Raw genomic sequence first — 19,869 nt, forward strand, 5'->3', positions numbered from 1 at the left:
TAGCGCGCTGTCGGAAAGCCGCCGGTGCTCGTCGGTCATCCCCGATTTGATTGAACGGTCAAGGAAATCCGTTCGATCGAAGGAGAACCGGGGATGACCCTCGACGGCAAGGTGGCACTGGTGACGGGCGGCAGCCGCGGCATCGGCGCGGCCACCGCACTGCGGCTCGCCGAGGACGGCGTCGACGTCGCGCTGACCTACCAGCACAACGGTGTCCTGGCGGCCGAGGTGGTCGAGCAGATCAAGCACCTCGGCCGTCGCGCGCTGGCGATCCAGGCGGACTCGGCGGACGCCGCCGCGGTGTCGGCGGCGGTCTCGGCGACCGTCGCCGAGTTCGGCCGGCTGGACGTGCTGGTGAACAACGCGGGCGTCGGGTTTGTGGGCGCCTTCGCCGAGACGGCGCTCGAGGACGTCGACCGTGTGCTCGCGGTGAACGTCCGCGGCGTCTTCGCGGCGACCCAGGCCGCGGCCGCCCACCTGGGCGAAGGCGGCCGCGTGATCACGATCGGCAGCTGCGTGACCGACCGGGTGCCCGGCCCGGGCATGGCGCTGTACGCGACGAGCAAGGCGGCGATGGTCGGCCTGACCAAGGCGCTGGCGCGGGAGCTGGGGCCGCGCGGCATCACGGTCAACCTCGTCCACCCCGGCCCGACCGACACGGACATGAACCCGGCGGACGGCCCGTACGCGGCGGACCAGCGGGCGTTCATCCCGTTCGACCGCTACGGAAAGCCGTCGGAAGTCGCCTCGGCGGTCTCCTACCTGGCCGCGCCGAGCAGCGCCTACGTCACGGCCGCGACCCTTTCGGTCGACGGCGGCCACGCGGCCTAACCGGAGTAGAGCCCGATCTCGCGCGCCAGGTCGATGAGCATGGACTCGAAGAGGACGTCCGGCTTGGACATCGGGATGGGGTAGTTGCCGAAGACCTCGAGCGTGACGTGCCCGTAGAGCCGGGCCCAGAACTGGATCATCAGGTACGTCACGCCGAGGTCGATCTTCTCCACCGGCACGTCCTGGTCGGACTCGACGAGCACGGCGACCAGCGACTCCTGGAACGTCTTGAGGTCGTCGCGCAGCTCGTCGGGCACCCCGCTCGCCGACGGCAGGACGACGTCGGTGCGCGCGAGCACCCGCCCGGCGGCGGCCAGGAAGATCCGCCCGAACGGCTCGTCGACCCGGCTCAGCGCGGAGCCGGCAGCGGATCCGACACCGCCGGTCGGCGACGCGAAGACGAGCGTGAACTCCTTCGTGTGGGTGAGCGCCCACCGCCGGAAACCCTTGCAGATGGCGAAGAGCTGCAAGATCCCGTCGTCCGGCAGCTCGGCGATGTCCTCGGCGAGCTCGTCCGCCAGATCCGCGCAGACGTCCAGCCGCAGGTTTCCGACGAGATCGTCCCGCGATTCGTAGTACCGGTAGAGCGCGGGCGCGGTGATCCCCAGCTCCCGCGCGATGGCACGCAGGGTGACCGCCTCCGGCCCCTGCTCGACGAGCAGCTTCCGGGCGGTCCGCCGGATGTCCTGTTCGGTAGCCGCTCGCGCGCGACCCCTCCGAGTGGGGTGGCTCATCCGAACAGTCTAGGCGCTTACTACGACAAGTCTTGCATTAACGCGGCCCCGGGCGGTCACGGAAAGGCGCAGCTCAGGCCCTCGCCTTGAGGTTGGTCAACACGGTGTCGGCCACCTCGGGCGCGGCGTCGAAGCAGTCCTTGCCTTGGGCCGCGGACTTGTCGCCGAGCGTCAACGCCATCGAGAACGCCAGCTTGTCGGACACACCGACGACGACGACACAAGAGCGCTTGTTGTCGGTGTTCGTGTAGGCGACGGCCGGAAATCCCTGGACCGCTTCGAGCGGCTGCCAGCGTGCGGCTTTGGGCTGCACGTTCTGGTAGGCCAGGCCGATTCCCTGATCGGACTTCGTCTGGTAGGCGACGGAGATGCCCGCTCCCGATCCGGAAGCGCTGCTCCACTGGCAAAGCGGGCCGAGCTCGGTGTCCGTCGGCTTGGCCGGGGTCGGCTGCCCGAGGAAGTGGGTGAGCTGGCTGCTGGTGAGCGCGCTGTCGCAGGGACTGCCCTCGAGTGCCGTCGCCGGAAGGGGACTCGCCACCGCGGGCACGTCGCTGCCGGCGGATGCGGTGCTCGAAGGTGCGGTTGTGGTGGTCGCCGGTGCCTGGGGGGTGCCGCCGCACGCGGAGATCAGCAAGCCGCCGGCCATGATCGCGGCCATGCTCATCGTGGATCGCTTTGTCATTCGAGGGTCCCGTTCGTGTCGTCTGCCGCTTGCCGGTCGGCCGCCACGACCATGCCGAGCGCCTTCTGCAGACGTGTGATCAACTCGGACAGATAGTTGTACTGGTAGTCGAGATGGCCTTGGTAGAAGCGACCGGTCTCGTTGACGCCGTTCGGACCGAGGACGGCGCTGGTGCTGGCCGGCTCCTGCGCCGGCGGCGTCGCCTGCGACAGCACCTGCGCGGCGTCGCGCTGCTGCTGAATCGAAATCCGCAGATCCGTTGCCTTCTTGAGCATCGCGCGCATCTCTTCGCTGCTCATCGCGAACCCCTGCCCACCAGCCGGCCGCGACGCGCCGCTGGGCAGGTCCGTCGCCCAGAACCCCAGGCCGCCGAACATCGAGCTCGTCATCGTCCTCCCCCTAACCCGTTCAGCGTCGCGTACAGCTCTTCGGTCAGCGCACTCCGGGTCCCCGGCTGGAAACTGACCATCCGCTCCCGCCCGGGATACACATATGTCAGCACCCGCCCGGTGCCGGCGACGTCCACCGCGGTAATCGGCGCGCTCCGGACTCCCCGGTTCACCGCGTAACACTGGTGCAGGCCCGTGCGCTTCGCCGCCATCAGCCGTCGTGCCCAGACCAGGGGGTCGGGGCCGCGGTCGTCGGTCGGGTCGCTGAGGTCGTACGAGTCCTCCCGGGCCGAAAACCGCGACTCCGGGATCGCCACCGGCGAAATCCGGGCGGGCGGGACCGGCGGCAGGACGTCGACCATCGACTCCGCCAGGTACGACGGCTCCACGACGTCGATCCGGATCGAGCCGTCCTTGCGGATCAGGCGGAGCGCGTCCCGGCCGGTCGTGGAGACGAGCACCGCGCCCGACTCGTCCGCGTTGATGTCGCCGAGCCAGGCCGTGAACTGGTGGGCGCCCTTCGCCAGCACCCGCAGGACGTCGCGGAACTCACGCGTCAACGTGCCGCCCGCCGCGAGACGGAGTGACGTGAGGACATCGAGGACCTTCTCCTCGAGCCGCTTGCGGGTTTCGTCGCCGAGCCAGAGGTTGTCGCTGCCGAGGACCGCGGGGGGTGGGCCGTGCCGCTCCCACTCCCACGCGGTGAGCAGAGCGGCCTTGGGCAGGAAGATCACAGCCCGATCACCGGCGGCACGGTCCGCTCGTCCGACCCGCCGAAGACGCTCTCCGGGTCGGCTTCCACCAGGTACGACGCGCGCTGGTGCTCTTCGTCCTCGGACTTGCCGCCCTTGGCGCCGTGGCCCATGCCGCCCATGCCCGGGGAGCCCGGCTTGCCCGCCGCGCCGCCGCGCATCCCGCCGGGTGCGCCCGGACGTCCTTCGCCCGGGACCGACGCTCCGGTGGACGCGCCGGGGCCGCGGACGCCGGATCCACCGCCAGACGACGAGCCTGGCCCGAAACCACCGCTGCCTGGGCCGAAGCCGCCTCCGGGACCGAACCCTGGCCCGAAGCCGCCCACGCCGGAACCCGGCCCGGAGCCCGGGCCGAAACCGCCGCCCGGTCCGGTCCCCGGCGGCTGATAACCCGGCGGGAACTGCGTCGACGGCGGCACGTAACCCTGCGCCCGGACGCTGTCGTCCACGCCCGGCGGCGACACGTGCGGCGTGACCTGGCCCGGCGGAGGCGGCGGCTGCTGGACGTTCGGCGGGTGGACCGCCGGAGGAGGCTGCACCTGCGCGCCGATCGGCCGGCCGTCGTCACCACCACCGTCGTCGACCCGCGGCCGCCTGCCGGGCGGCTCGACCGGCTTCTTCGGGTCGTTCACCGTGAAGTCGCCGCCGGTGTACTCGCGGAGCTGGCCGTAGTCGATCGTCCGGCCCGCGGTGTTCGAGCTGGATTGGTGCGAGTACGCGGTGTACCGCTCGACGTTCTCCTGGGCCTTGCGGTTGAACTGGTTGATCTTGTCTTCGGTGTCGGTGTCCCACGGCGTCGCGACGTCCCAGGCGCTGCGCGTCGGTGGCTGGTCGGTGACATCCGGGTGCAGCGAGTTCTTCAGCTGGTGGAACTGGTCGATCTGCGTCTGCGACAGCGTGGAGTTGCGGTCCAGGGTCGTGGACGCGGAGGTCGCGGACGCCGTCAGCGGCTGGAGGCGCTCCCGGGCCGCGTCGGCCGAACCGCCGGTCCACGCCGACTCGAGGCCGGACGTGAGCTCGCGCGTGCCCTGCTCGAGCTCACGCTGGTACGTCGACTGGTCCACGCCCGCCTGGTGCACCTTCTGCAGCGACTCCGTGCCGGGCCCGGACATCACGGCCTTGACGAGCTGACCCGGTGACATGCCCGCGGCCTGCAGGTTGTCCGCTCCGGTGCCGGTCTGCGAACCGATGTACGCCCCCGCGACCGCGCCGGGCAGCCCGCCCGCGAGCAGGCCGACACCGGCGCCGGTCAGTACCTTGCCGAGCCCGTCGGACCCCGACTGGACGGCGTGCGCGATCTCCGACCCGACGTGCTTGGCAGCGTCGATCATGTCGCCGAACAACCCGCCGAACTGCGCTCCCCTCGCGGTTCGACCTCCCCCTGACGTTCACGGACGATACCGCACCGGTCACTGAACGTGGAGCGGATCGACCTGGTCAGGGGTCCGCACCTGGCACCGCGTCAACGGCCGCAGCAGCCACATGCACACCACGACCATGCCGAGTGCGCAGAAGAAGTGCACGATCCACGCCCCGGCGAGCGAGGGCCCGCCCCAGGAGTTCGCCGCGGTCGGGTCCGACGCCCAGAAGATCCCGTAGGTGGCGACGCGCCCGACGAGGTACCAGACCAGCAACGCCACCACGAAGGAAGCCGCGCTCGCGGGCAGCGCGCCGCGTCGCGGCTCGGCACCGAGGCAGCGCCGCGAGAGCCGCCGTCGTGCCGCGGGGCCAGCCAGGTACGCCGGGAGTGCGAGGAGGGCGTAGACCGCCCGTTTCCAGTCGGAGATGCTCATGAAGATCACGCTAGGAGCCGCTGAGCTGCCGAAACACCCGGCTGACCACCCGGCCGGGTGGGGAAAACCGCGGGGCCTTCGTCACACCGAGCGGAAAGGCCCGTAACTGTCGGTGCGGTGTGCCACACTCGGTCGCCGTACGGCTACTGACGTGAACGGGGAGGTTCGCGTGACGAACCCTGAACAGCTCTTCGCCGGCTTCGAAGCCAGGATGGCCGAGGCGCAGCAGAAGGCTGATCGGATGCGCACCGAGATGGCGACCGTCTCGGTGGCGGAACGCAGCAAGGACGGCCAGATCGCGGTCAAGGTCAACCACCTGGGCAACCTGGTCGGCCTCGAAATCGGCCACGCCGTGCGCGACAAGCCGAACCTGGCCGACCAGATCCTGCGAACGGTCCAAGCCGCGCAGAGCAGGCTGGCGACGGCGGTCCAGTCGGCCGTCCCCTCGCTGGCGGGCACCGAGACGATGACCGAACTCGTCGACCAGCTGCACCGCGAGTACCCGGAGCCGGCGCCCGAGGGAGGTCGTGAGACCGCTGACGACGGCGCCCGGTTCATCGCGGAAGAGGAGCCACCCGCGCCGCCCGTTCCCGAGCCGCCGCGCCCGGCCCGCCCGTCGGCGGACGACGGCACGGACGACGACTACTTCGGCGAAGGCGACTACCTGCGCTGAGCCGCGGAACGGGGAGGGAAAGATGGCCGGGCAGAGCGGTCCGGGGTTCGACGAGAACCCCGAGGCGATCGACGAGCACGCCAAGCAGATGGAAGCGACGTTCGACGTCCTCAAGCAGGCGTTGGCGCTCGCCCACGACCAGCCGGCCGGGCCGGACGCGTTCGGCCTGATCGGGCAGCTGTGCCAGCTGAGCACCTGGTGCGGCCACGTGTCCGGGCAGGCGACGGACACGCTCCAGGCCGCGGTCGACGGCGCCGACTACCACGTGGAAGCCGTCCGCAAATGGGCGAAGCAGCGCCGGGTGGACGAAGAATCGGCCTCGGCACTCGTGAACCGGGCTTCGGGAGGCGGAAATGGCTGACAGCCCCATGATGACCGAGGCCAAAGGCCAAACGGATTCCGAGAAGTACGTGGTCGACAGCGCCCTCGAAGGCGCCGGCGCGCTTCAGGACTACTACGGCGGCCTCGAAAAGGCCCTGCACGGGGACTGGACCGAGGGCCTGTTCAGCCTCGCGAACGCCGGCCTGGGCGTGAAGGACATGCTCAAGGACGGGAACCCGTTCGAGACGCTGATCAGCTGGGGCCTGGGCTGGGTGATCGAGCACGTCGACTTCCTGAAGGAGCCGCTGGACTGGGTCACCGGTGACCAGGACGCCCTCGACCTGGAGGGCAAGAAGTGGGAGGTGATCGGCGAGCACGTCCAGAAGACCGCCGAGCAGCTGACCGCCGAGGTGCGGAAGAACTGCCTCGACTGGAAGGGCAAGGTGGCCGACCAGTACCGCGTGTACGTCCAGAAACAGCTGGACGCGTACGCGGCCCTGTCGGATTCCGCGACGAGAGTCGCGCAGGTCATCGGGATGTGCAAGACGATCCTGGACGTCGTCCGGACCCTGATCCGCGACCTGATCACGGACACGCTCGCCAAGATCATCATGATCCTGTGCCGCACCCCGCCGCCGGGCTACCCGGCGGCGCTGGCCGCCGAGGGCGTGCCGTACGCGGTCAAGCAGGGCGGCAAGATGGTCGAGCAGTGCGGCAGGCTGGCTCGCGCCTTCGCCCACGCCAAGGAGTTCCTCCGTTCTCTCGGAGACTTCTTCAGCCGGGTGGTCAGTGCGGTCGGGACCGCGGGCAAGGAGATGTTCGAGGGGTTCGCGAAGGCCGCCGGGCGGGAGGCCGGCATGAAGGCCTTCGAGCAGCTGGCGACCTTGCCCGGGCAGACCGCGGGGGAAGATCAGCACGACCGTGACGAAACGTCGATCGTCCCGGAGGACCACTCGTCGAACTACCCGGTCGACCAGGTCCCGCGGTCCGGGCCGGTGACCGCGGACGACGACGGGCAGCCCTTTTCCGGCCGGCCCGGTGCCCAGCGGATCTCCGGCTCGATCGAGTGACCGGCGTCGTCGCGAGACCGCCTTCGCGGGTCTGGCTGGTGACGAAGATCGTGGTCCGGGGCGTGCTGGCGTACTTGTTGCTGATCATCTTCGGCATCGGCGGCCTGACCTTGGTCCGGCTTGTCGACGCCCCGGTCAGCAGCACCGAGCGCCCCGGCAGCGGCAGCGATGTGGTCGCCCGCGCCGGCGACTTCGCCGGGGCGTGCAAACGGCACGGGCCGCTGTCGTTGAAGGGCGCCGGTCACTACTGGGAGTGTTATGCCCGCATCTTCAACCCCGACGGCACGCAGACGACCGACAAGTTCGGCCCGGACGAGCTGACTCCGGCCGACGACGCCGGTCACCTGGTCAAGGCCGTGAAAGACCACAAGATCTGGCGGCGCGCCGTCGACCACCCGTACGGCTTCCTGGGCGCGCTCGGCGCGGTCGTCCTCGGAGCGGCGGGGGCGGTCGTGGCGAAGGTCGGCTGGCTCCGGGTCCTCGGGTGGATCGCGTTCCAGCCCGGTCCGGCGCCCCGCCCACCGGACGAGCCCGGCTCGCCGGTCCGGGTCCGCGTCCCGGTGGCCGCCGACGCCGAGCGCAGGCGCGCCGCGCGGCCGGGCGCGGTGGTGGTGCTGGTCGGCGGGCTCGCGCTGGTCGCCGCCTCGGTGACGATGGTCGTCGCGATGCGCGGGCTCGGCGACGTCGGGGCCCTCGGCTGGTTCTTCGCCGGGGTGTTCGCGCCGATCGGGCTGGTCGTGCTCGCCTTGGTGCCCTACGCCCATCGACGGCTGGTGTCGCCGGAGGTCGTCGAGATCTCCGTGGCGGAAGACGGCGTCCGGCAGCCGCGCGAAGACCGCCCGCCGGCCGTCGTCCCGTGGTCGTCGATCGACCGGCTCGTCCTCGAGGAGCGGGTGATCGGCAGCGACGTCGCCTGCCACCTCTCCCTGGCCGGAGGCGGCCGCGAATTCCGGCTCCTGCCCGGGTTCCGCACCCGCTCACCGCGCGGCTTCCTGCTGTCCCCGGCGCTGCCCGCGGACGAGGCCCGGCGACTGGCCGGGGCGTTCGAGCGGTACCACCCCGGCCGGGTCGAGTGGCCCGCTAGGGAGATTCGCCGTGGTGGGCTGGGGATCGTGCGCGTCGTCAAGCGCACCATCATCCGCTGGAAGGCCGGCCGCATTTCGGGTTCGATCGAATGACCGCGCCGCGCGGCGACCGTCTCGTCGTGTCGCGAACTGACGGACCGCATTGGGTCCTCGCCGGGGTGCTGCTCCTCGTTGCCGGCGGGTTCGTTTGGCTGACGCTCGCTTCGACGCGGAGTCCGGGCGCCGTGGGCTGGGTTTTCGGCGGCGTTTTCGGGCTGCTCGGCCTGATCCTGGTCGTCCGCTCGCTGCGCAACCCGTTGTCAACGAGCTGGTCCTGGACGCCTCGGGGATCACGCGCATCGTCGGCGGAGTGGTCTGGGCAGTGCGCTGGGACGAACTGGCCGCCGTCGCCGTTCCGGCCGAGCCGGGCCGGGAACACTCCTTCCGGGTTGTTCTCGAGCCGGCCGATGCCCGGTTCCGGGAGCACCGAGGGCTGACCCCGGTGAGCGAGGGCCAGTACCTGGTAGCCGGGATGACGCTGTCGGTCTCCGAAGCCGGACGCGTCCGCGAGATCGCCGCGAAGCACGCCGGAGTGGCCGAACGGGCGGTCACCCCGGTGCCGCGCGAACCGCCGCCCCGGCCGGCGCCGGTCGGCGGGTTCGGGCCGGCGACCGTGCCCGAGCTGGACCACGTGAGCATCCACGTCAACGGGTGGGACCGCCGGAAGGTGTGGTTCTTCGACTCCGCCATGGTCGTGCTCGGCATCGGGGCGTACGTGGCAGCCGAGTTCGGCCCGGCCGGTTTCCTGCACACCGTCTTCCGGATCCTGCTCGGCGCGGTCATCGTGCTCGCCGCCGTGACTCACGCCTTCCACATGAACACCACCACGCGCAAGCTCCGGACCGACCTGCGGCTTTCGAACGTGGGCTTCCGGTGGAAGACGTACTACCGGAAGCTCGAACTGAACTGGCGCGAAGTCGCCGAACTCCGGCTGCTCACGAACGGTCAGCTGGAGCTCCGGCCGGTGGACCTCGATTTCCCGTTGCGCCACGGCGACTTCGAAGCGCTCGCCCTGGACGACGGCTGGTACCGCTTGCCGCGGGCGCTGAGCCCGGCGGCCGCGCGGAAGTTCGGCGAGTGCGCGCCCGCCCTGCTTCCCCGCGACGTCGTGCTGACCGTCGGGCGGGGCGGGGCGCCGCCGACGCCGATCACTCGGGGGGCTACGTGATCGGCGCCGGCGACCCGATGCCCGGCCCGGCTCGCGCCGGTTGGGGCAACGTCATCACGTCTCCGTGATGACGCACCTGGAGAGCGGGACCGGTCCGTGAAGTGACGACCGGAGGAAGGACATCCCCCGATCGAGTGACGGGTGTCCGCTGCTCGCATGATTGTCGCACTCAGCCCCGGATAAGTTACAAAAACCTTCACTTTCCTCCCGGCCGCCCGGGCTGACCTGGCCCGGACCGGTTTCGTGGCACAGTGCGGGGATGAACTCCGACGTACTCGTTGTGGGATCCGCCAATGCCGACCTCGTGGTCGCGGTGGACCGCCGGCCGGGCGGCGGCGAGACCGTGCTGGGCGGCGACACCGTGCTCTCGCCGGGCGGCAAGGGCGCCAACACGGCGGTCGCCGCGGGCCGGCTGGGCGCGGACGTCGCGCTCCTCGGCGCGGTCGGCGACGACTCCTACGGCAGGCTGCTGCTCGACTCGCTGCGCGCCGCGGGCGTGGACACCGGGCTGGTCCGGACCAGTGCCCGGCCGACCGGCATCGCCTACATCACCGTCACGCCGGACGGCGAGAACTCGATCCTCGTGTCCCCCGGCGCCAACTCAAGCTTGGAGCCCGCTGACGTCGACGCCGTCTTCGACGGGGTGCGGGTCATGGTCGCCTCGCTCGAGGTGCCGCTGCCGGCGGTGGAGCACGCCGTCGCGCGGGCCGCGGAGAACGGCGTCAAGGTGCTGCTGAACCTGTCCCCCGCGGCGAAGCTCTCGCCGGAGACGCTGGCCAAGCTCGACGTCCTGCTGGTCAACGAGCACGAGGCCGCGTGGCTGACCGGGCCCGGCGCGGACTTCCGGAAGCTGCTCGACCTCGGTCCGCATGCCGCCGTTGTCACGCTGGGCGCCGCCGGTGTGGTGGTCGTCGAAGCCGGCGAAGCCACCGAAGTCGCGTCGCCGAAGGTCGAGGCTGTCGACACCACCGGGGCCGGGGACGCCTTCGCCGGCGCGCTCGCGGCGTCCCTCGCCGACGGTGCCGACCTGGTCACCGCGGCGCGGCGCGCGGTGCGCGTCGCGGCCTTCAGCGTGACGCGACACGGTGCGCAGCCGTCCTACCCGACGGCCGCCGACCTGGGGGAATGATCACGCGGCGGCCCGTGTTGGACGTCACATGGGCGATTCGTTCGGTTCGGCCTGGTGGCGCGGCTACGCCGCTCAGCTGAGGGCGATCGCGGAGGCGCGGCGACCCGACCACCTCGCGATCATGCCCCTCGACGAGACCCTGCAGGCGCTCGGCAAGCAGACCGAGGTCGACGAAGGCGTCTACGACGTCCCGCTGGCGGGCGTGGTCGGGACGGTCGCCCGTGCCGGTGACTTCGACCGCGAGTTCCGGCCGCGCAACCGGGCGCTGCGCGACCGCTGGGACCACCTGACACGGACGTCGGCGGACCTCCCGCCGGTGCGGCTCGTGCGGCTGTCCGACATGTTCTTCGTCGAGGACGGCCACCACCGCGTCGCCATCGCCCGCGCCCGCGGCGCCCGGACCATTCCCGCGCGGGTCCGCTGGATCAGCACCGTCGCGTGCGCGCTGCGCTGCCTGACGCTCGCCGACTTGCCGTCGAAGTCGGCCGAGCGGATGTTCCTCGAGCGGGTGCCGCTGCCGGACGACGTCCGCCTCGGGCTGTGGCTCGACGACCCGGCCGACTGGTTCCGGCTCGCCGACAGCGCCGAGGCCTGGGGTTTCCGCCGTATGCTGGCCGGACGGCCGGTGTCCAGCCGCGACGAACTGGCCGAAGCCTGGTGGCACGAGGAGGTCCGGCCGGTGCTCGAACAGGTACGTCGACGCGGCTTGTGCCCGCCACCACGAGATATCCAGACCTATCTGAGCTATGGTCTAGACCATGCCGTCTGAGCTTGCTGCCGTCTCCGCCGAGGGACGCCCGTCGCCGGAGTCGCTGTCCGGGGTCGCCGTCAGCCCCGGCCGCGCGAGTGGTCCCGTCGTCCGCGTCGCGGAGCCGCTCGGTGAGCCCGCCGCCACCCCGGCCCCGGCCGACCCGGCTGCCGAGGCCGCCCGGATCGCCCCCGCGGCGGCGATCGTCGCCGGCCGGCTGGAGAAGCAGGCCGAGACCGCGACCGGTGAGGCCGCGACGATCCTGATCACGACCGCCGCGATGGCCGCCGACCCGGCGCTCGCCTCGCAGGCGGAACAGCTGGTGAAGACGCAGGGACTGCCCGCCGCGCGCGCCGTCTACCAGTCCGCGGAAGGCTTCGCGGAGGCGCTGGCCGCTGCGGGCGGGTACATGGCCGAGCGTGTCCGCGACGTGCGCGACGTGCGTGACCGGCTGATCGCCGAGCTGCTCGGCATCGCGCCGCCGGGGGTGCCCGAGCTGGCGTCGCCGAGCGTGCTGGTCGCGCGCGACCTCGCGCCGGCCGACACCGCGGGCCTCGACCCGGCCAAGGTGCTCGCCCTCGTCACCGAAGAAGGCGGCCCGACCAGCCACACGGCGATCCTGGCGCGTGCCCTCGGCATCCCGGCCGTCGTCGCGGTGCGCGGGCTGCTCGCGTGGGACGCGCAAGCGCTTGCGGTCGACGGCGACACGGGTGTCGTCGAGGTCGCGGACCCGTCGGCCCCGGTCGTCACGGCGACGGTGGCGCAGCTCGCGGAGTGGAACGGCACGGGCGCGACGTCCGACGGCCACCGCGTGAAGGTCTACGGCAACGTCGGCTCCCCCGCCGACGCGCAGGCCGCGGCCGACGCGGGCGCCGAGGGAGTCGGCCTGTTCCGCACGGAGTTCTGCTACCTCGACGCCTCGGACGAGCCGTCGGTGGCCGACCAGCGCGCGGCGTACACGGCGGTGCTTTCGCCGTTCCGCGGCAAGCCGGTGATCGTCCGGACCCTGGATGCGGGCGCCGACAAGCCGCTCGCCTTCCTCTCCCCGGACGTCGAGCCGAACCCGGCGCTCGGCGTCCGCGGGCTGCGCGTGGCGTTCGACCGCCCCGAGGTGCTCGACCGCCAGCTCGAAGCCATCGCGGGCGCGGCGGAAGACTCCGGCGCCGAGGTGTCGGTGATGGCCCCGATGGTCGCGACGGTGGAAGAAGCGGCGTGGTTCGCCGACCGCGTCCGCGCGGCGGGCATCGCCCGGGCGGGCGTGATGATCGAGATCCCGGCGGCGGCGCTGAGCGCCCGCGAGATCCTCGAAGTTGTCGACTTCGTGTCGGTGGGCACGAACGACCTGGCCCAGTACACGTTCGCGGCCGACCGCCAGCTGGGCGCGGTCGCGAAGCTCAACGACCCGTGGCAGCCGGCGCTGCTGCGCCTGCTCAAGCTCATCGGCGACGCGGCCCAGGCCACGGGCAAGCCGGCGGGCGTCTGCGGCGAAGCGGCGGCGGACCCGCGGCTGGCGCTGGTCCTGGCCGGCCTGGGCCTGACGAGCCTCTCGATGAACGCCCCGGCGGTCCGCACGGTGGGCGCGAGCCTGGCGAGCGTCACGCTGGCGGAGTGCCAGTCGGTGGCCGAAGCGGTACTGGCCACGTCGGACCCGACGGCGGCCCGCACGGCGGCGCGCCCCTGACTCGACTTCGACCGGCACGACGAGAAGGCGCCGGTCGAAGTCACGCAGGGCCTGGGCGCCGGGGCCGGCGGCAGACCTGTTCGCGAAGGGTGCGGACCCGCGGCAGGCCCGCCTGCCGACCAATCAACCGACCCCACCGCAGGGGCGCCCCCCCACTTTCAGTCTATCGGTGATCACCGACGGTGCTGATCTGTGCGACCCTGACCAGGCGCAGTTGTCCACATTGACCGAGGGGTGTGGACAACCCGCCCCGTGAAGGCCACCACGAGACACCCGTGGTGGCCTTCACGGAAACTCGGCGACAAAGACTGTCGATCCGGCGCCGTCCCGCTCGACGCAGTGGTGAGCACCGAAGACCACCGAGCCGAGGGGACGCCGTCATGACCGCCACCATCGAAGCCCGAGCCGCCGCCGCGCCGGGCGTGGAGAGGGCCGGGCGCCGGGAGTGGGTCGGCCTTGCCGTACTGGCCCTGCCGGCCCTGCTCGTCTCGCTGGACGTCTTCGTCCTCGTTCTCGCCCTGCCGAGGCTCGCCGCCGCGTTGCACGCCGATGGCACCCAGCAGCTGTGGATCATGGACACCTACGGCTTCATGATCGCCGGGTTCATGGTCACCATGGGGACGCTCGGCGATCGCATCGGCCGCCGGAAGCTGCTGCTCATCGGGGCGGCCGCCTTCGGGGTCGCCTCCGTCGCCGCGGCCTTCTCCACCAGCGCCGGCATGCTCATCGCCGCGCGGGCCGTGCTCGGGATCGCCGGGGCGACGCTCGCTCCCTCGACCCTCTCCCTCATCGGGACCCTCTTCAAGAACCCGCAGCAGCGCGCGCAGGCCATCGGCATCTGGGCCGGCTGCTTCACCGTCGGCGCCATCATCGGCCCGATGGTCGGCGGCTTCCTGCTCGAGCACTTCTGGTGGGGCTCGGTCTTCCTGCTCGGCGTGCCCGCCATGGTCCTGCTGCTCGTCATCGGCCCGAAGCTGCTCCCGGAGTACCGCGACGAGACCGCCGGCCGGCTCGACCTGCCCAGCGTCGGCCTTTCGCTCGCCGCGATCCTGCCCGTCGTCTACGGCGTCAAGGAACTGGCTCGCGACGGCTTCCACCTCGTTCCCCTCGTCGCGCTCGCTGCCGGACTGGCTGTCGGGTACGTCTTCGTGAAGCGGCAACGCGCCCTGGAGGAGCCGCTGGTCGACTTCAGCCTCTTCGCCGCGAAGGCCTTCCGGACCACGCTCGGCGGGATGCTCCTCTTCAGCATGCTCGGCGGCACCACGATGCTGTTCACCGCGCAGTTCCTGCAGATCGCGCAGCACCTCTCGCCGGTCGGGGCCGCGCTGGGGCTGCTGCCCGGGATGGCCGCCTCCACCGTCAGCTTCCTCGCCGCGCCCGCGCTCGCGCGCCGCGTGAAGCCGAACGTCCTGATCGCCGGTGGGGTCGCGCTCGCCGCCGCCGGCATGGTGATTCTCGCCCTCGTCGACCCGGCCGCCGGGCCCGCGTGGCCCGCGCTCGGGTTCGCCGTGACGTCGCTGGGCGTCGGGCCGATGGTCGCGCTCGGCACCGACCTCGTGGTCGGCTCGGTTCCCCTGCGCAAGGCCGGCGCCGCCGCTTCGCTGGCGCAGACCGTCAACGAGTTCGGCTACGCCTTCGGCATCGCGACCGTCGGGACGCTGGGCAACGCCGTCGTCCGCGCGCACGGTCTGCCCAGCGGCCTGCACGTCGTCGCCGCGCTCGCCGCGGCCGCGTTCGCCGTGCTCGTCTGGTTCGTCGCGCGGAACCTGCGGACCGCCTGACGTGCGAAGGCCTCCCCACCCGATGCCTGGGTGGGGAGGCCTTCTTGACGCCGGGGGCAGAGGGCCCCGGCTAGCCGAACAACCCCCGCCGAGGGTGCCGGATGACCAACGAGCCGCCGTGGACCCGGCCGCTCAGCACGAACCGCGGGTTCCCCAGGTGCCCGTTGCTGCGCGTCTTGTCCTCGAGCGAGCCGAACTTGACGTCGGTGATCGAGTTGACGTCGACCGCCGCGTGCTCCGGGATGATGACCTCGACCGAGCCCCACTTGGCGTCGAGCTCGATGCGCACCACCGGCGACTGGACCTGGGCCTCGGTGAAGTCGAGCTTCGTCGAGCCGTACTTGTTCCGCACGACCATCTCGGGCGGCACCACCCACGGGCCGCTGCGGACCAGCGACGAGTACTTCGCGTTGAGCTCGAACCGGCGCCCGGTGGAGGAGTAACCGCCGTAGCCCGCAGGAGGCGCGTACGCCGGTGCGGCCGCGGCGGCCGCCGACGGGTGGAAGAGGCCGGCGAGGTCGGCCAGCACGGCGTTCAGCTCACCGCGGGTCCGCGACGCGAGCGCGCGGTCGGTGCGTTCGGTGAACTCGTCGAGGTCGATCATGCCGCGGCCGATCGCCTTCTGCAGCACGCCGACGACGTGCTCGCGCTCGTCGTCGGAGACCCGGAGGTCGCGCTCGCTCAACGGCTTGGTCTCGGTCACCGGTTCCGCCGCCTTGATCTCTTCCTCGCCCATGGTCACGATGGTAGAACCGGAATTCACCAGGGAGATCGGGGGAAAACCCTGAACGGACCCGTATTCCGCGGCGCCGCCGTCGGCGCGGCCCTCCTGCTGCTGTCCGGGTGCACCGGCGAAGCGCCACCACCGCTGCCGCCACCGGAGCCTTCGGCAACCGCCCCGCCGACCACGCGGTCGCTGCCGGACGGGCTCCTGGGCGTCCAGGCGACCGGCGGCATCGGCGTCACCGCGCTGCTGCCCACCTCAAGCCCGACCGTCTTCGACTCCGACGGCGGTCCCGCGGGCACACCGCCGGGTTATCCGGGCGGTGACGTCGACTTCGCCGTTGTCCGTGTCGGCAAGTCCGCGGTGCTGACCGCCCAGCCGAGGGACGCGAACAACAAGGAGCCGTTCGAAGTCCTGGTCTACACCGGCCCGGCGGCACCGCCGCGCCCGCTGGGCCGTGCGTGGTCGGTCGCGCCGGATGCCGACGGCGCCGGGGTGTGGGTCGTCCGGCAGGACTCGCCCGACAACTGCCGGCTGCAGCACGTCACGCTCGCCGGCGGCGAGGTCGGGCACGGCCAGTCCGCCTCCTGCCGCACCCTGGTCCGCGGGGAAAGCGCGCACGGCCTGCTGATCACCATCAACGCCGAGGTCGCCGAGTCGACCGACGCGCTCATCGAGCCGGAAACCGGCCGCACGGTCCAGCAGGCGCCGCGCATCCTCGCCGTCGCCGGGGACCGGATGCTGCTCGACGGCCTCGTCGAGCTCACCCTCGTCGACCTGCGGACCGGCGCCCGCAAGCAGCTCAGCCGGCCGGCGGTCGGGTCGACACCCACGGTGGTGCCGTCGCGGGACGGCGCCGTCTGGGCCGCCGACTTCCCCAACCCCTCCTACCGCGGCACCAGCACGCAGACCCGCGACATCTGGCTGCTCCACCCGGACACGCTCACCTGGGAGCACACGCCGGGGATGCCGTTCATCACCGAGCACCTCGGGCGGGGCGGCGGGATCGACTGGACGGACCAGGGCGACCTCGTCCTGGCCGACGGCGTCCTCGCCGCCACGCACCCGGGCGAGCCGTCGTGGCGGATGGGCAAGGCGGCCCTGCCGAAGGGCGACTGGGGCGGCATCACGGTGCTCCCCTGAGGGTCACTCCTCGTCGAGGCCGTGTTCGATCGCGTACCGGGCCAGCTCGACGCGGTTGTGCAGCTGCAGCTTCCGCAGCGTCGACTGCACGTGGTTCTCCACCGTGCGGTGCGACAGCACGAGCCGCTCGGCGATCTGGCGCGCGGTCAGCCCCTTCGCGACCAGGCGCAGGACGTCGGTTTCGCGCTCGGTGAGCCGGGGCGGCTCGGCCCCTGCGGTGTCCTCGGTCGACGCGTCGGCCATCCGCCGGTACTCGCCGAGCACCAGCCCGGCGAGGCCCGCGGTGAACACCGGGTCGCCGGCGGCGGTCCGGTGCACGGCGTCCACCAGCTCGGCCGCGGACGCCGACTTGACCAGGTAGCCGGACGCGCCCGCCTTCACCGCCTCCAGGACGTCCTTGTGCTCGCCGCTCGCGGACAGCACCAGCACCTTCGTCGACGGCAGCGCCGCGGTGATCTCGCGGGTGGCGTCGACACCGGAGGTGCTGCCGAGGTTGAGGTCCATCAGCACGACGTCCGGGCGCACGGTCCGCGCGATCCGCAGCGCCGCGTCGGCGTCCGGCGCGGTCGCGCGGACGTCGAAGCCGTGCTCGGTCAGGTCGCGGGCCACGCCGTCGCGCCAGATCGGGTGGTCGTCGACCACCATGACGGAAATCATTTCGCACCCCTTGTGCTCGGCACCCTGACCTCCCACTCCGTGCCCCGGCCGGGCGCGGTGTCGAGGGACGCGCTCCCGCCCAGGTCGCGGACCCTCCCCCGGATGGATTCCACCACGCCGAGGTGCCCGGCCGAAGCCGCTCGCTCGAGGACGCCGTCGGCGATGCCGGGGCCGTCGTCGCGGATGCTGACCACGACCTCGTCGCCGAGGTCTTCCAGCAGCACCCACGCGTGCGCGCCGGGACCGGCGTGCTTGTCGACGTTCGCGAGCGCTTCGCGGGTGACGGCGAGCAGCTCACCGGTGACGTGCGCGGGCAGCTCGACGTCATCGGCGGGGGTCGAGACCTGCACGGACGACGTCGCGAGCAGCTGCAACGCGGCGCGCAGGCTCGCCGTGCCGCGGTCGTTCGGCGCCAGCGGCTCGGTGGTCACCAGCGCGCGCAGCGCGATCTCCTGCTCGCCGGCCAGCCGGGCCAGCTCGGCCGCTTCGCCGCCGACCTCGTTGCCGCGCTTGCGGACCCGGGCGAGCACCTGCAGGACGCTGTCATGGATCGACCTCGCCAGCCGTTCCCGCTCGGCCGTCGCCGCTTCTTTCCGCAGCGCCTGCTCCAGCCGGCCGGCGGCCTGTCGGCTCAGCGTCGCCGCCATCCCGACGAGCAGCCCGGCGGCGGCGAGCAGGACGCCGTCGCGGGCGACGTCGAGGTCGAACTTCTCCCGCGCCAGCCCGGTCGCCACACCGACGACGAGCCCGGCGAGCACCCCGCCGACCGCGCCGAAGCGCGCGCCGGCGGCCACCGGCGGCACCGCCGCCCAGACCGTCGTGATCAGCGGGACGTTCAGCGCGAACTGCGCGTCGCTCAGCACCAGCGGCGACGTCAGCAGCAGCCCGGTCCCGACCACGAGGTCCACGACGACCAGCCACGGCGGCCGCGTGCGCTCGCGCAAGTACAGCAGGCTGATCACGACCGACCAGCCGGCCATCGCGCCCAGCAGCGTCCAGGCGAGCCACTCGCGGCGGTAGTGCTCGTGCTGCACGATCACCGTGCCGCAGGCGAACGCCCAGGTGAGCACGCGGAACGCGACCACTCCGCGCCACAGCGGCGTGATCGGGTCCGGGGCCCGCCGGACGGTCACGGCTTGTGGTTGCGCTTTGGCGGTTCGGCCGTCGAAGCGTCGGCTTCGTCTTCGCCGACCGTGGCGATCTCGGCTTTCGGCCCGCCGGGCTCGGCGTCGTTCGGCTGCGCGGCCTGGTCCTTGAGGACGTCGACCGCGGCCGGGTCCGGGTTGGTTTCGTGCAGCAGCGACCGGACGCCCGCGTTCAGCACGGCCAGCAGCGGCACGGCCAGCAGCGCGCCGGCGATCCCGCCCGCGACCAGGCCGGCGGTGATGGCCAGGACCACGGCCAGCGGGTGCAGCTTCACCGCGCGTCCGAGCAGCAGCGGCTGCAGGATGTGGCTCTCCAGCTGCATCACGCCGATCACGATGGCCAGCACGATCACCGCGCCGATGAACCCGTTGGTCACCAGCGCGATGAGCACCGCGACCCCGCCGGTGATGACCGCGCCGATGATCGGGATGAACGCGCCGATGAAGACCAGCGTCGCCAGCGGGATCACCAGCGGCACACCCATGATCCACAGGCCGACGCCGATGCCGACGGCGTCGACCACGGCCACCGCGGCCGTCGCCCGCACGTAGCTGACCAGCGAGGCGAACCCGCGGCGCCCGGCGACGTCGACCCGGTTGCGGACCCGCCGCGGCGCGGCGCGGACCAGGAACGTCCAGATGCCGTCGCCGCCGCTGAGGAAGAAGATCGTGATGAACAGCGTCAGCAGGAAGCCGGTGAGGATCTCGCCGACGGTGCTCGCCGTGGTCAGCGCGGTCGTCGTGATGGACGCCTGGTTGTTCTGGATGAACCCGATCGCCTGGTTGATGAAGTCCTGGATCTGCTCCTGCCGCAGGTGCGGCGGCCCGTTGAGCAGCCAGTTCTTGATCTGGTCGAGGCTCGCGTTCACCTGCTGCTGCAGCTGCGGCAGGCCGGAGGAGAACTGCGTGACGACGAACGTCAGCAGCCCGCCCAGCACGGCCAGCCCGGCGATGAGGACGATCGCCGTCGCCAGCCCGCGCGGGAACCGCACCGCGACCAGCTTCTGCACCGCCGGCGCCAGCAGCGCGGACACCAGCAGCGCGATCGACAGCGGGATGACGACCACCGACAGGTAGCCGATCACCCACACGACCGCGTACAGCGCGGCGACCACCACGATGAACCGCCACGCGAGTGCCGCGCTGATGCGCAGGCCCCGCGGGATCAGGCTGGTGACGTCTTCGTGCTCCGTCAGGAACGGGGTTTCGCGTCGCGCGTGGCTCACCGGATCACCGTACTGGCTGGAGTGTCCGTTTCGCGGGACTGCCAGGAATGATTGCCGAGTGTCACTCCGGGCTACACGCTGTGTTCGTCACACGATGG

The 19,869-nt window shown here is 72.0% G+C and carries 21 protein-coding genes; 11 read left to right on the top strand and 10 right to left on the bottom strand.

Annotation, left to right across the window (positions count from 1 at the left end):
• Positions 1-93: 93 nt before the first annotated feature.
• Positions 94-831, top strand: coding sequence for an SDR family oxidoreductase (locus ACZ61C_RS14300; RefSeq protein ID WP_465306567.1), 738 nt, complete (start codon positions 94-96; stop codon positions 829-831).
• On the opposite strand, the gene ACZ61C_RS14305 is transcribed toward ACZ61C_RS14300, so the two are convergent.
• The 6 genes from ACZ61C_RS14305 to ACZ61C_RS14330 all read right to left on the bottom strand — a co-directional run bounded on the left by ACZ61C_RS14305 (position 828) and on the right by ACZ61C_RS14330 (position 5,181).
• Positions 828-1,565: a TetR/AcrR family transcriptional regulator gene (locus ACZ61C_RS14305; protein ID WP_465306569.1), complete on the bottom strand. Its 738-nt coding sequence runs from the start codon at positions 1,563-1,565 to the stop codon at positions 828-830. The genes ACZ61C_RS14300 and ACZ61C_RS14305 overlap by 4 nt on opposite strands.
• Before the next feature lie 73 nt (positions 1,566-1,638).
• Positions 1,639-2,247, bottom strand: a complete 609-nt coding sequence (locus tag ACZ61C_RS14310) for a DUF3558 domain-containing protein (protein WP_465306571.1) — start codon at positions 2,245-2,247, stop codon at positions 1,639-1,641.
• Positions 2,244-2,636, bottom strand: coding sequence for a hypothetical protein (locus ACZ61C_RS14315; protein WP_465306573.1), 393 nt, complete (start codon positions 2,634-2,636; stop codon positions 2,244-2,246). Before ACZ61C_RS14315 ends, ACZ61C_RS14310 begins: the two co-directional genes overlap by 4 nt.
• A complete protein-coding gene (locus ACZ61C_RS14320; RefSeq protein ID WP_465306575.1) occupies positions 2,633-3,370 on the bottom strand; it encodes an ESX secretion-associated protein EspG in 738 nt (245 codons plus the stop codon). The genes ACZ61C_RS14315 and ACZ61C_RS14320 overlap by 4 nt, the downstream gene beginning before the upstream one ends.
• Complete coding sequence (locus ACZ61C_RS14325) at positions 3,367-4,719, bottom strand: hypothetical protein (protein WP_465306577.1); 1,353 nt, start codon at positions 4,717-4,719, stop codon at positions 3,367-3,369. The genes ACZ61C_RS14320 and ACZ61C_RS14325 overlap by 4 nt, the downstream gene beginning before the upstream one ends.
• A 78-nt stretch (positions 4,720-4,797) precedes the next feature.
• Positions 4,798-5,181: a hypothetical protein gene (locus tag ACZ61C_RS14330; protein WP_465306579.1), complete on the bottom strand. Its 384-nt coding sequence runs from the start codon at positions 5,179-5,181 to the stop codon at positions 4,798-4,800.
• Positions 5,182-5,350: 169 nt separating this feature from the next.
• Between ACZ61C_RS14330 and ACZ61C_RS14335 the strand changes: the two genes are divergently transcribed.
• From ACZ61C_RS14335 to ACZ61C_RS14375, 9 genes are all read left to right on the top strand, one after another.
• A complete protein-coding gene (locus ACZ61C_RS14335) occupies positions 5,351-5,854 on the top strand; it encodes a YbaB/EbfC family nucleoid-associated protein (protein WP_465306581.1) in 504 nt (167 codons plus the stop codon).
• Between the two features lie 22 nt (positions 5,855-5,876).
• Positions 5,877-6,215, top strand: coding sequence for a hypothetical protein (locus ACZ61C_RS14340; protein ID WP_465306583.1), 339 nt, complete (start codon positions 5,877-5,879; stop codon positions 6,213-6,215).
• Positions 6,208-7,245 carry a hypothetical protein gene (locus ACZ61C_RS14345; protein ID WP_465306585.1) on the top strand — a complete coding sequence of 346 codons (1,038 nt, stop codon included), beginning with the start codon at positions 6,208-6,210 and terminating at the stop codon, positions 7,243-7,245. Before ACZ61C_RS14340 ends, ACZ61C_RS14345 begins: the two co-directional genes overlap by 8 nt.
• A gap of 38 nt (positions 7,246-7,283) precedes the next feature.
• Entirely contained in the window at positions 7,284-8,423 is a 1,140-nt protein-coding gene (locus ACZ61C_RS14350) for a DUF6346 domain-containing protein (RefSeq protein WP_465306587.1), read from the top strand.
• A 256-nt stretch (positions 8,424-8,679) separates the two neighbouring features.
• Positions 8,680-9,537 (top strand): hypothetical protein, encoded by an 858-nt coding sequence (locus ACZ61C_RS14355; protein WP_465306589.1) that lies wholly within the window; start codon positions 8,680-8,682, stop codon positions 9,535-9,537.
• 259 nt (positions 9,538-9,796) lie between these two features.
• Positions 9,797-10,666: a ribokinase gene (locus ACZ61C_RS14360; RefSeq protein ID WP_465306591.1), complete on the top strand. Its 870-nt coding sequence runs from the start codon at positions 9,797-9,799 to the stop codon at positions 10,664-10,666.
• Between the two features lie 28 nt (positions 10,667-10,694).
• Positions 10,695-11,435: a hypothetical protein gene (locus ACZ61C_RS14365; protein ID WP_465306593.1), complete on the top strand. Its 741-nt coding sequence runs from the start codon at positions 10,695-10,697 to the stop codon at positions 11,433-11,435.
• On the top strand, positions 11,425-13,095 hold the full coding sequence (gene ptsP / locus ACZ61C_RS14370; protein ID WP_465306596.1) for a phosphoenolpyruvate--protein phosphotransferase: 1,671 nt from the start codon (positions 11,425-11,427) through the stop codon (positions 13,093-13,095). Before ACZ61C_RS14365 ends, ptsP begins: the two co-directional genes overlap by 11 nt.
• Before the next feature lie 380 nt (positions 13,096-13,475).
• Entirely contained in the window at positions 13,476-14,876 is a 1,401-nt protein-coding gene (locus ACZ61C_RS14375) for an MFS transporter (protein WP_465306598.1), read from the top strand.
• A 70-nt stretch (positions 14,877-14,946) separates the two neighbouring features.
• Here ACZ61C_RS14375 and ACZ61C_RS14380 read toward each other — a convergent pair whose 3' ends face one another.
• A complete protein-coding gene (locus ACZ61C_RS14380) occupies positions 14,947-15,612 on the bottom strand; it encodes a DUF1707 SHOCT-like domain-containing protein (RefSeq protein WP_465306600.1) in 666 nt (221 codons plus the stop codon).
• 351 nt (positions 15,613-15,963) lie between these two features.
• On the opposite strand from ACZ61C_RS14380, the gene ACZ61C_RS14385 reads away from it, so the two are divergent.
• Positions 15,964-16,743, top strand: coding sequence for a hypothetical protein (locus ACZ61C_RS14385; RefSeq protein WP_465306602.1), 780 nt, complete (start codon positions 15,964-15,966; stop codon positions 16,741-16,743).
• Between the two features lie 3 nt (positions 16,744-16,746).
• On the opposite strand, the gene ACZ61C_RS14390 is transcribed toward ACZ61C_RS14385, so the two are convergent.
• From ACZ61C_RS14390 to ACZ61C_RS14400, 3 genes are read right to left on the bottom strand one after another with little or no spacing between them, the layout of a single operon-like run.
• Positions 16,747-17,400, bottom strand: a complete 654-nt coding sequence (locus tag ACZ61C_RS14390; protein WP_465306604.1) for a response regulator — start codon at positions 17,398-17,400, stop codon at positions 16,747-16,749.
• Complete coding sequence (gene macS / locus ACZ61C_RS14395; protein ID WP_465306606.1) at positions 17,397-18,533, bottom strand: MacS family sensor histidine kinase; 1,137 nt, start codon at positions 18,531-18,533, stop codon at positions 17,397-17,399. Before macS ends, ACZ61C_RS14390 begins: the two co-directional genes overlap by 4 nt.
• Positions 18,530-19,771 (bottom strand): AI-2E family transporter, encoded by a 1,242-nt coding sequence (locus tag ACZ61C_RS14400; RefSeq protein ID WP_465306608.1) that lies wholly within the window; start codon positions 19,769-19,771, stop codon positions 18,530-18,532. The genes macS and ACZ61C_RS14400 overlap by 4 nt, the downstream gene beginning before the upstream one ends.
• Positions 19,772-19,869 lie beyond the last annotated feature (98 nt).

This window comes from Amycolatopsis sp. NPDC104587, assembly GCF_055583645.1.

Bases quoted from the DNA above. Each gene is read 5' to 3' on its own strand.
- ACZ61C_RS14300 (WP_465306567.1), top strand. From the start codon at position 94: ATGACCCTCGACGGCAAGGTGGCACTGGTGACGGGCGGCAGCCGCGGC.
- ACZ61C_RS14305 (WP_465306569.1), bottom strand. From the start codon at position 1,565: ATGAGCCACCCCACTCGGAGGGGTCGCGCGCGAGCGGCTACCGAACAG.
- ACZ61C_RS14310 (WP_465306571.1), bottom strand. From the start codon at position 2,247: ATGACAAAGCGATCCACGATGAGCATGGCCGCGATCATGGCCGGCGGC.
- ACZ61C_RS14315 (WP_465306573.1), bottom strand. From the start codon at position 2,636: ATGACGAGCTCGATGTTCGGCGGCCTGGGGTTCTGGGCGACGGACCTG.
- ACZ61C_RS14325 (WP_465306577.1), bottom strand. From the start codon at position 4,719: ATGATCGACGCTGCCAAGCACGTCGGGTCGGAGATCGCGCACGCCGTC.
- ACZ61C_RS14330 (WP_465306579.1), bottom strand. From the start codon at position 5,181: ATGAGCATCTCCGACTGGAAACGGGCGGTCTACGCCCTCCTCGCACTC.
- ACZ61C_RS14340 (WP_465306583.1), top strand. From the start codon at position 5,877: ATGGCCGGGCAGAGCGGTCCGGGGTTCGACGAGAACCCCGAGGCGATC.
- ACZ61C_RS14345 (WP_465306585.1), top strand. From the start codon at position 6,208: ATGGCTGACAGCCCCATGATGACCGAGGCCAAAGGCCAAACGGATTCC.
- ACZ61C_RS14360 (WP_465306591.1), top strand. From the start codon at position 9,797: ATGAACTCCGACGTACTCGTTGTGGGATCCGCCAATGCCGACCTCGTG.
- ACZ61C_RS14365 (WP_465306593.1), top strand. From the start codon at position 10,695: ATGGGCGATTCGTTCGGTTCGGCCTGGTGGCGCGGCTACGCCGCTCAG.
- ptsP (WP_465306596.1), top strand. From the start codon at position 11,425: ATGCCGTCTGAGCTTGCTGCCGTCTCCGCCGAGGGACGCCCGTCGCCG.
- ACZ61C_RS14375 (WP_465306598.1), top strand. From the start codon at position 13,476: ATGACCGCCACCATCGAAGCCCGAGCCGCCGCCGCGCCGGGCGTGGAG.
- ACZ61C_RS14380 (WP_465306600.1), bottom strand. From the start codon at position 15,612: ATGGGCGAGGAAGAGATCAAGGCGGCGGAACCGGTGACCGAGACCAAG.
- ACZ61C_RS14390 (WP_465306604.1), bottom strand. From the start codon at position 17,400: ATGATTTCCGTCATGGTGGTCGACGACCACCCGATCTGGCGCGACGGC.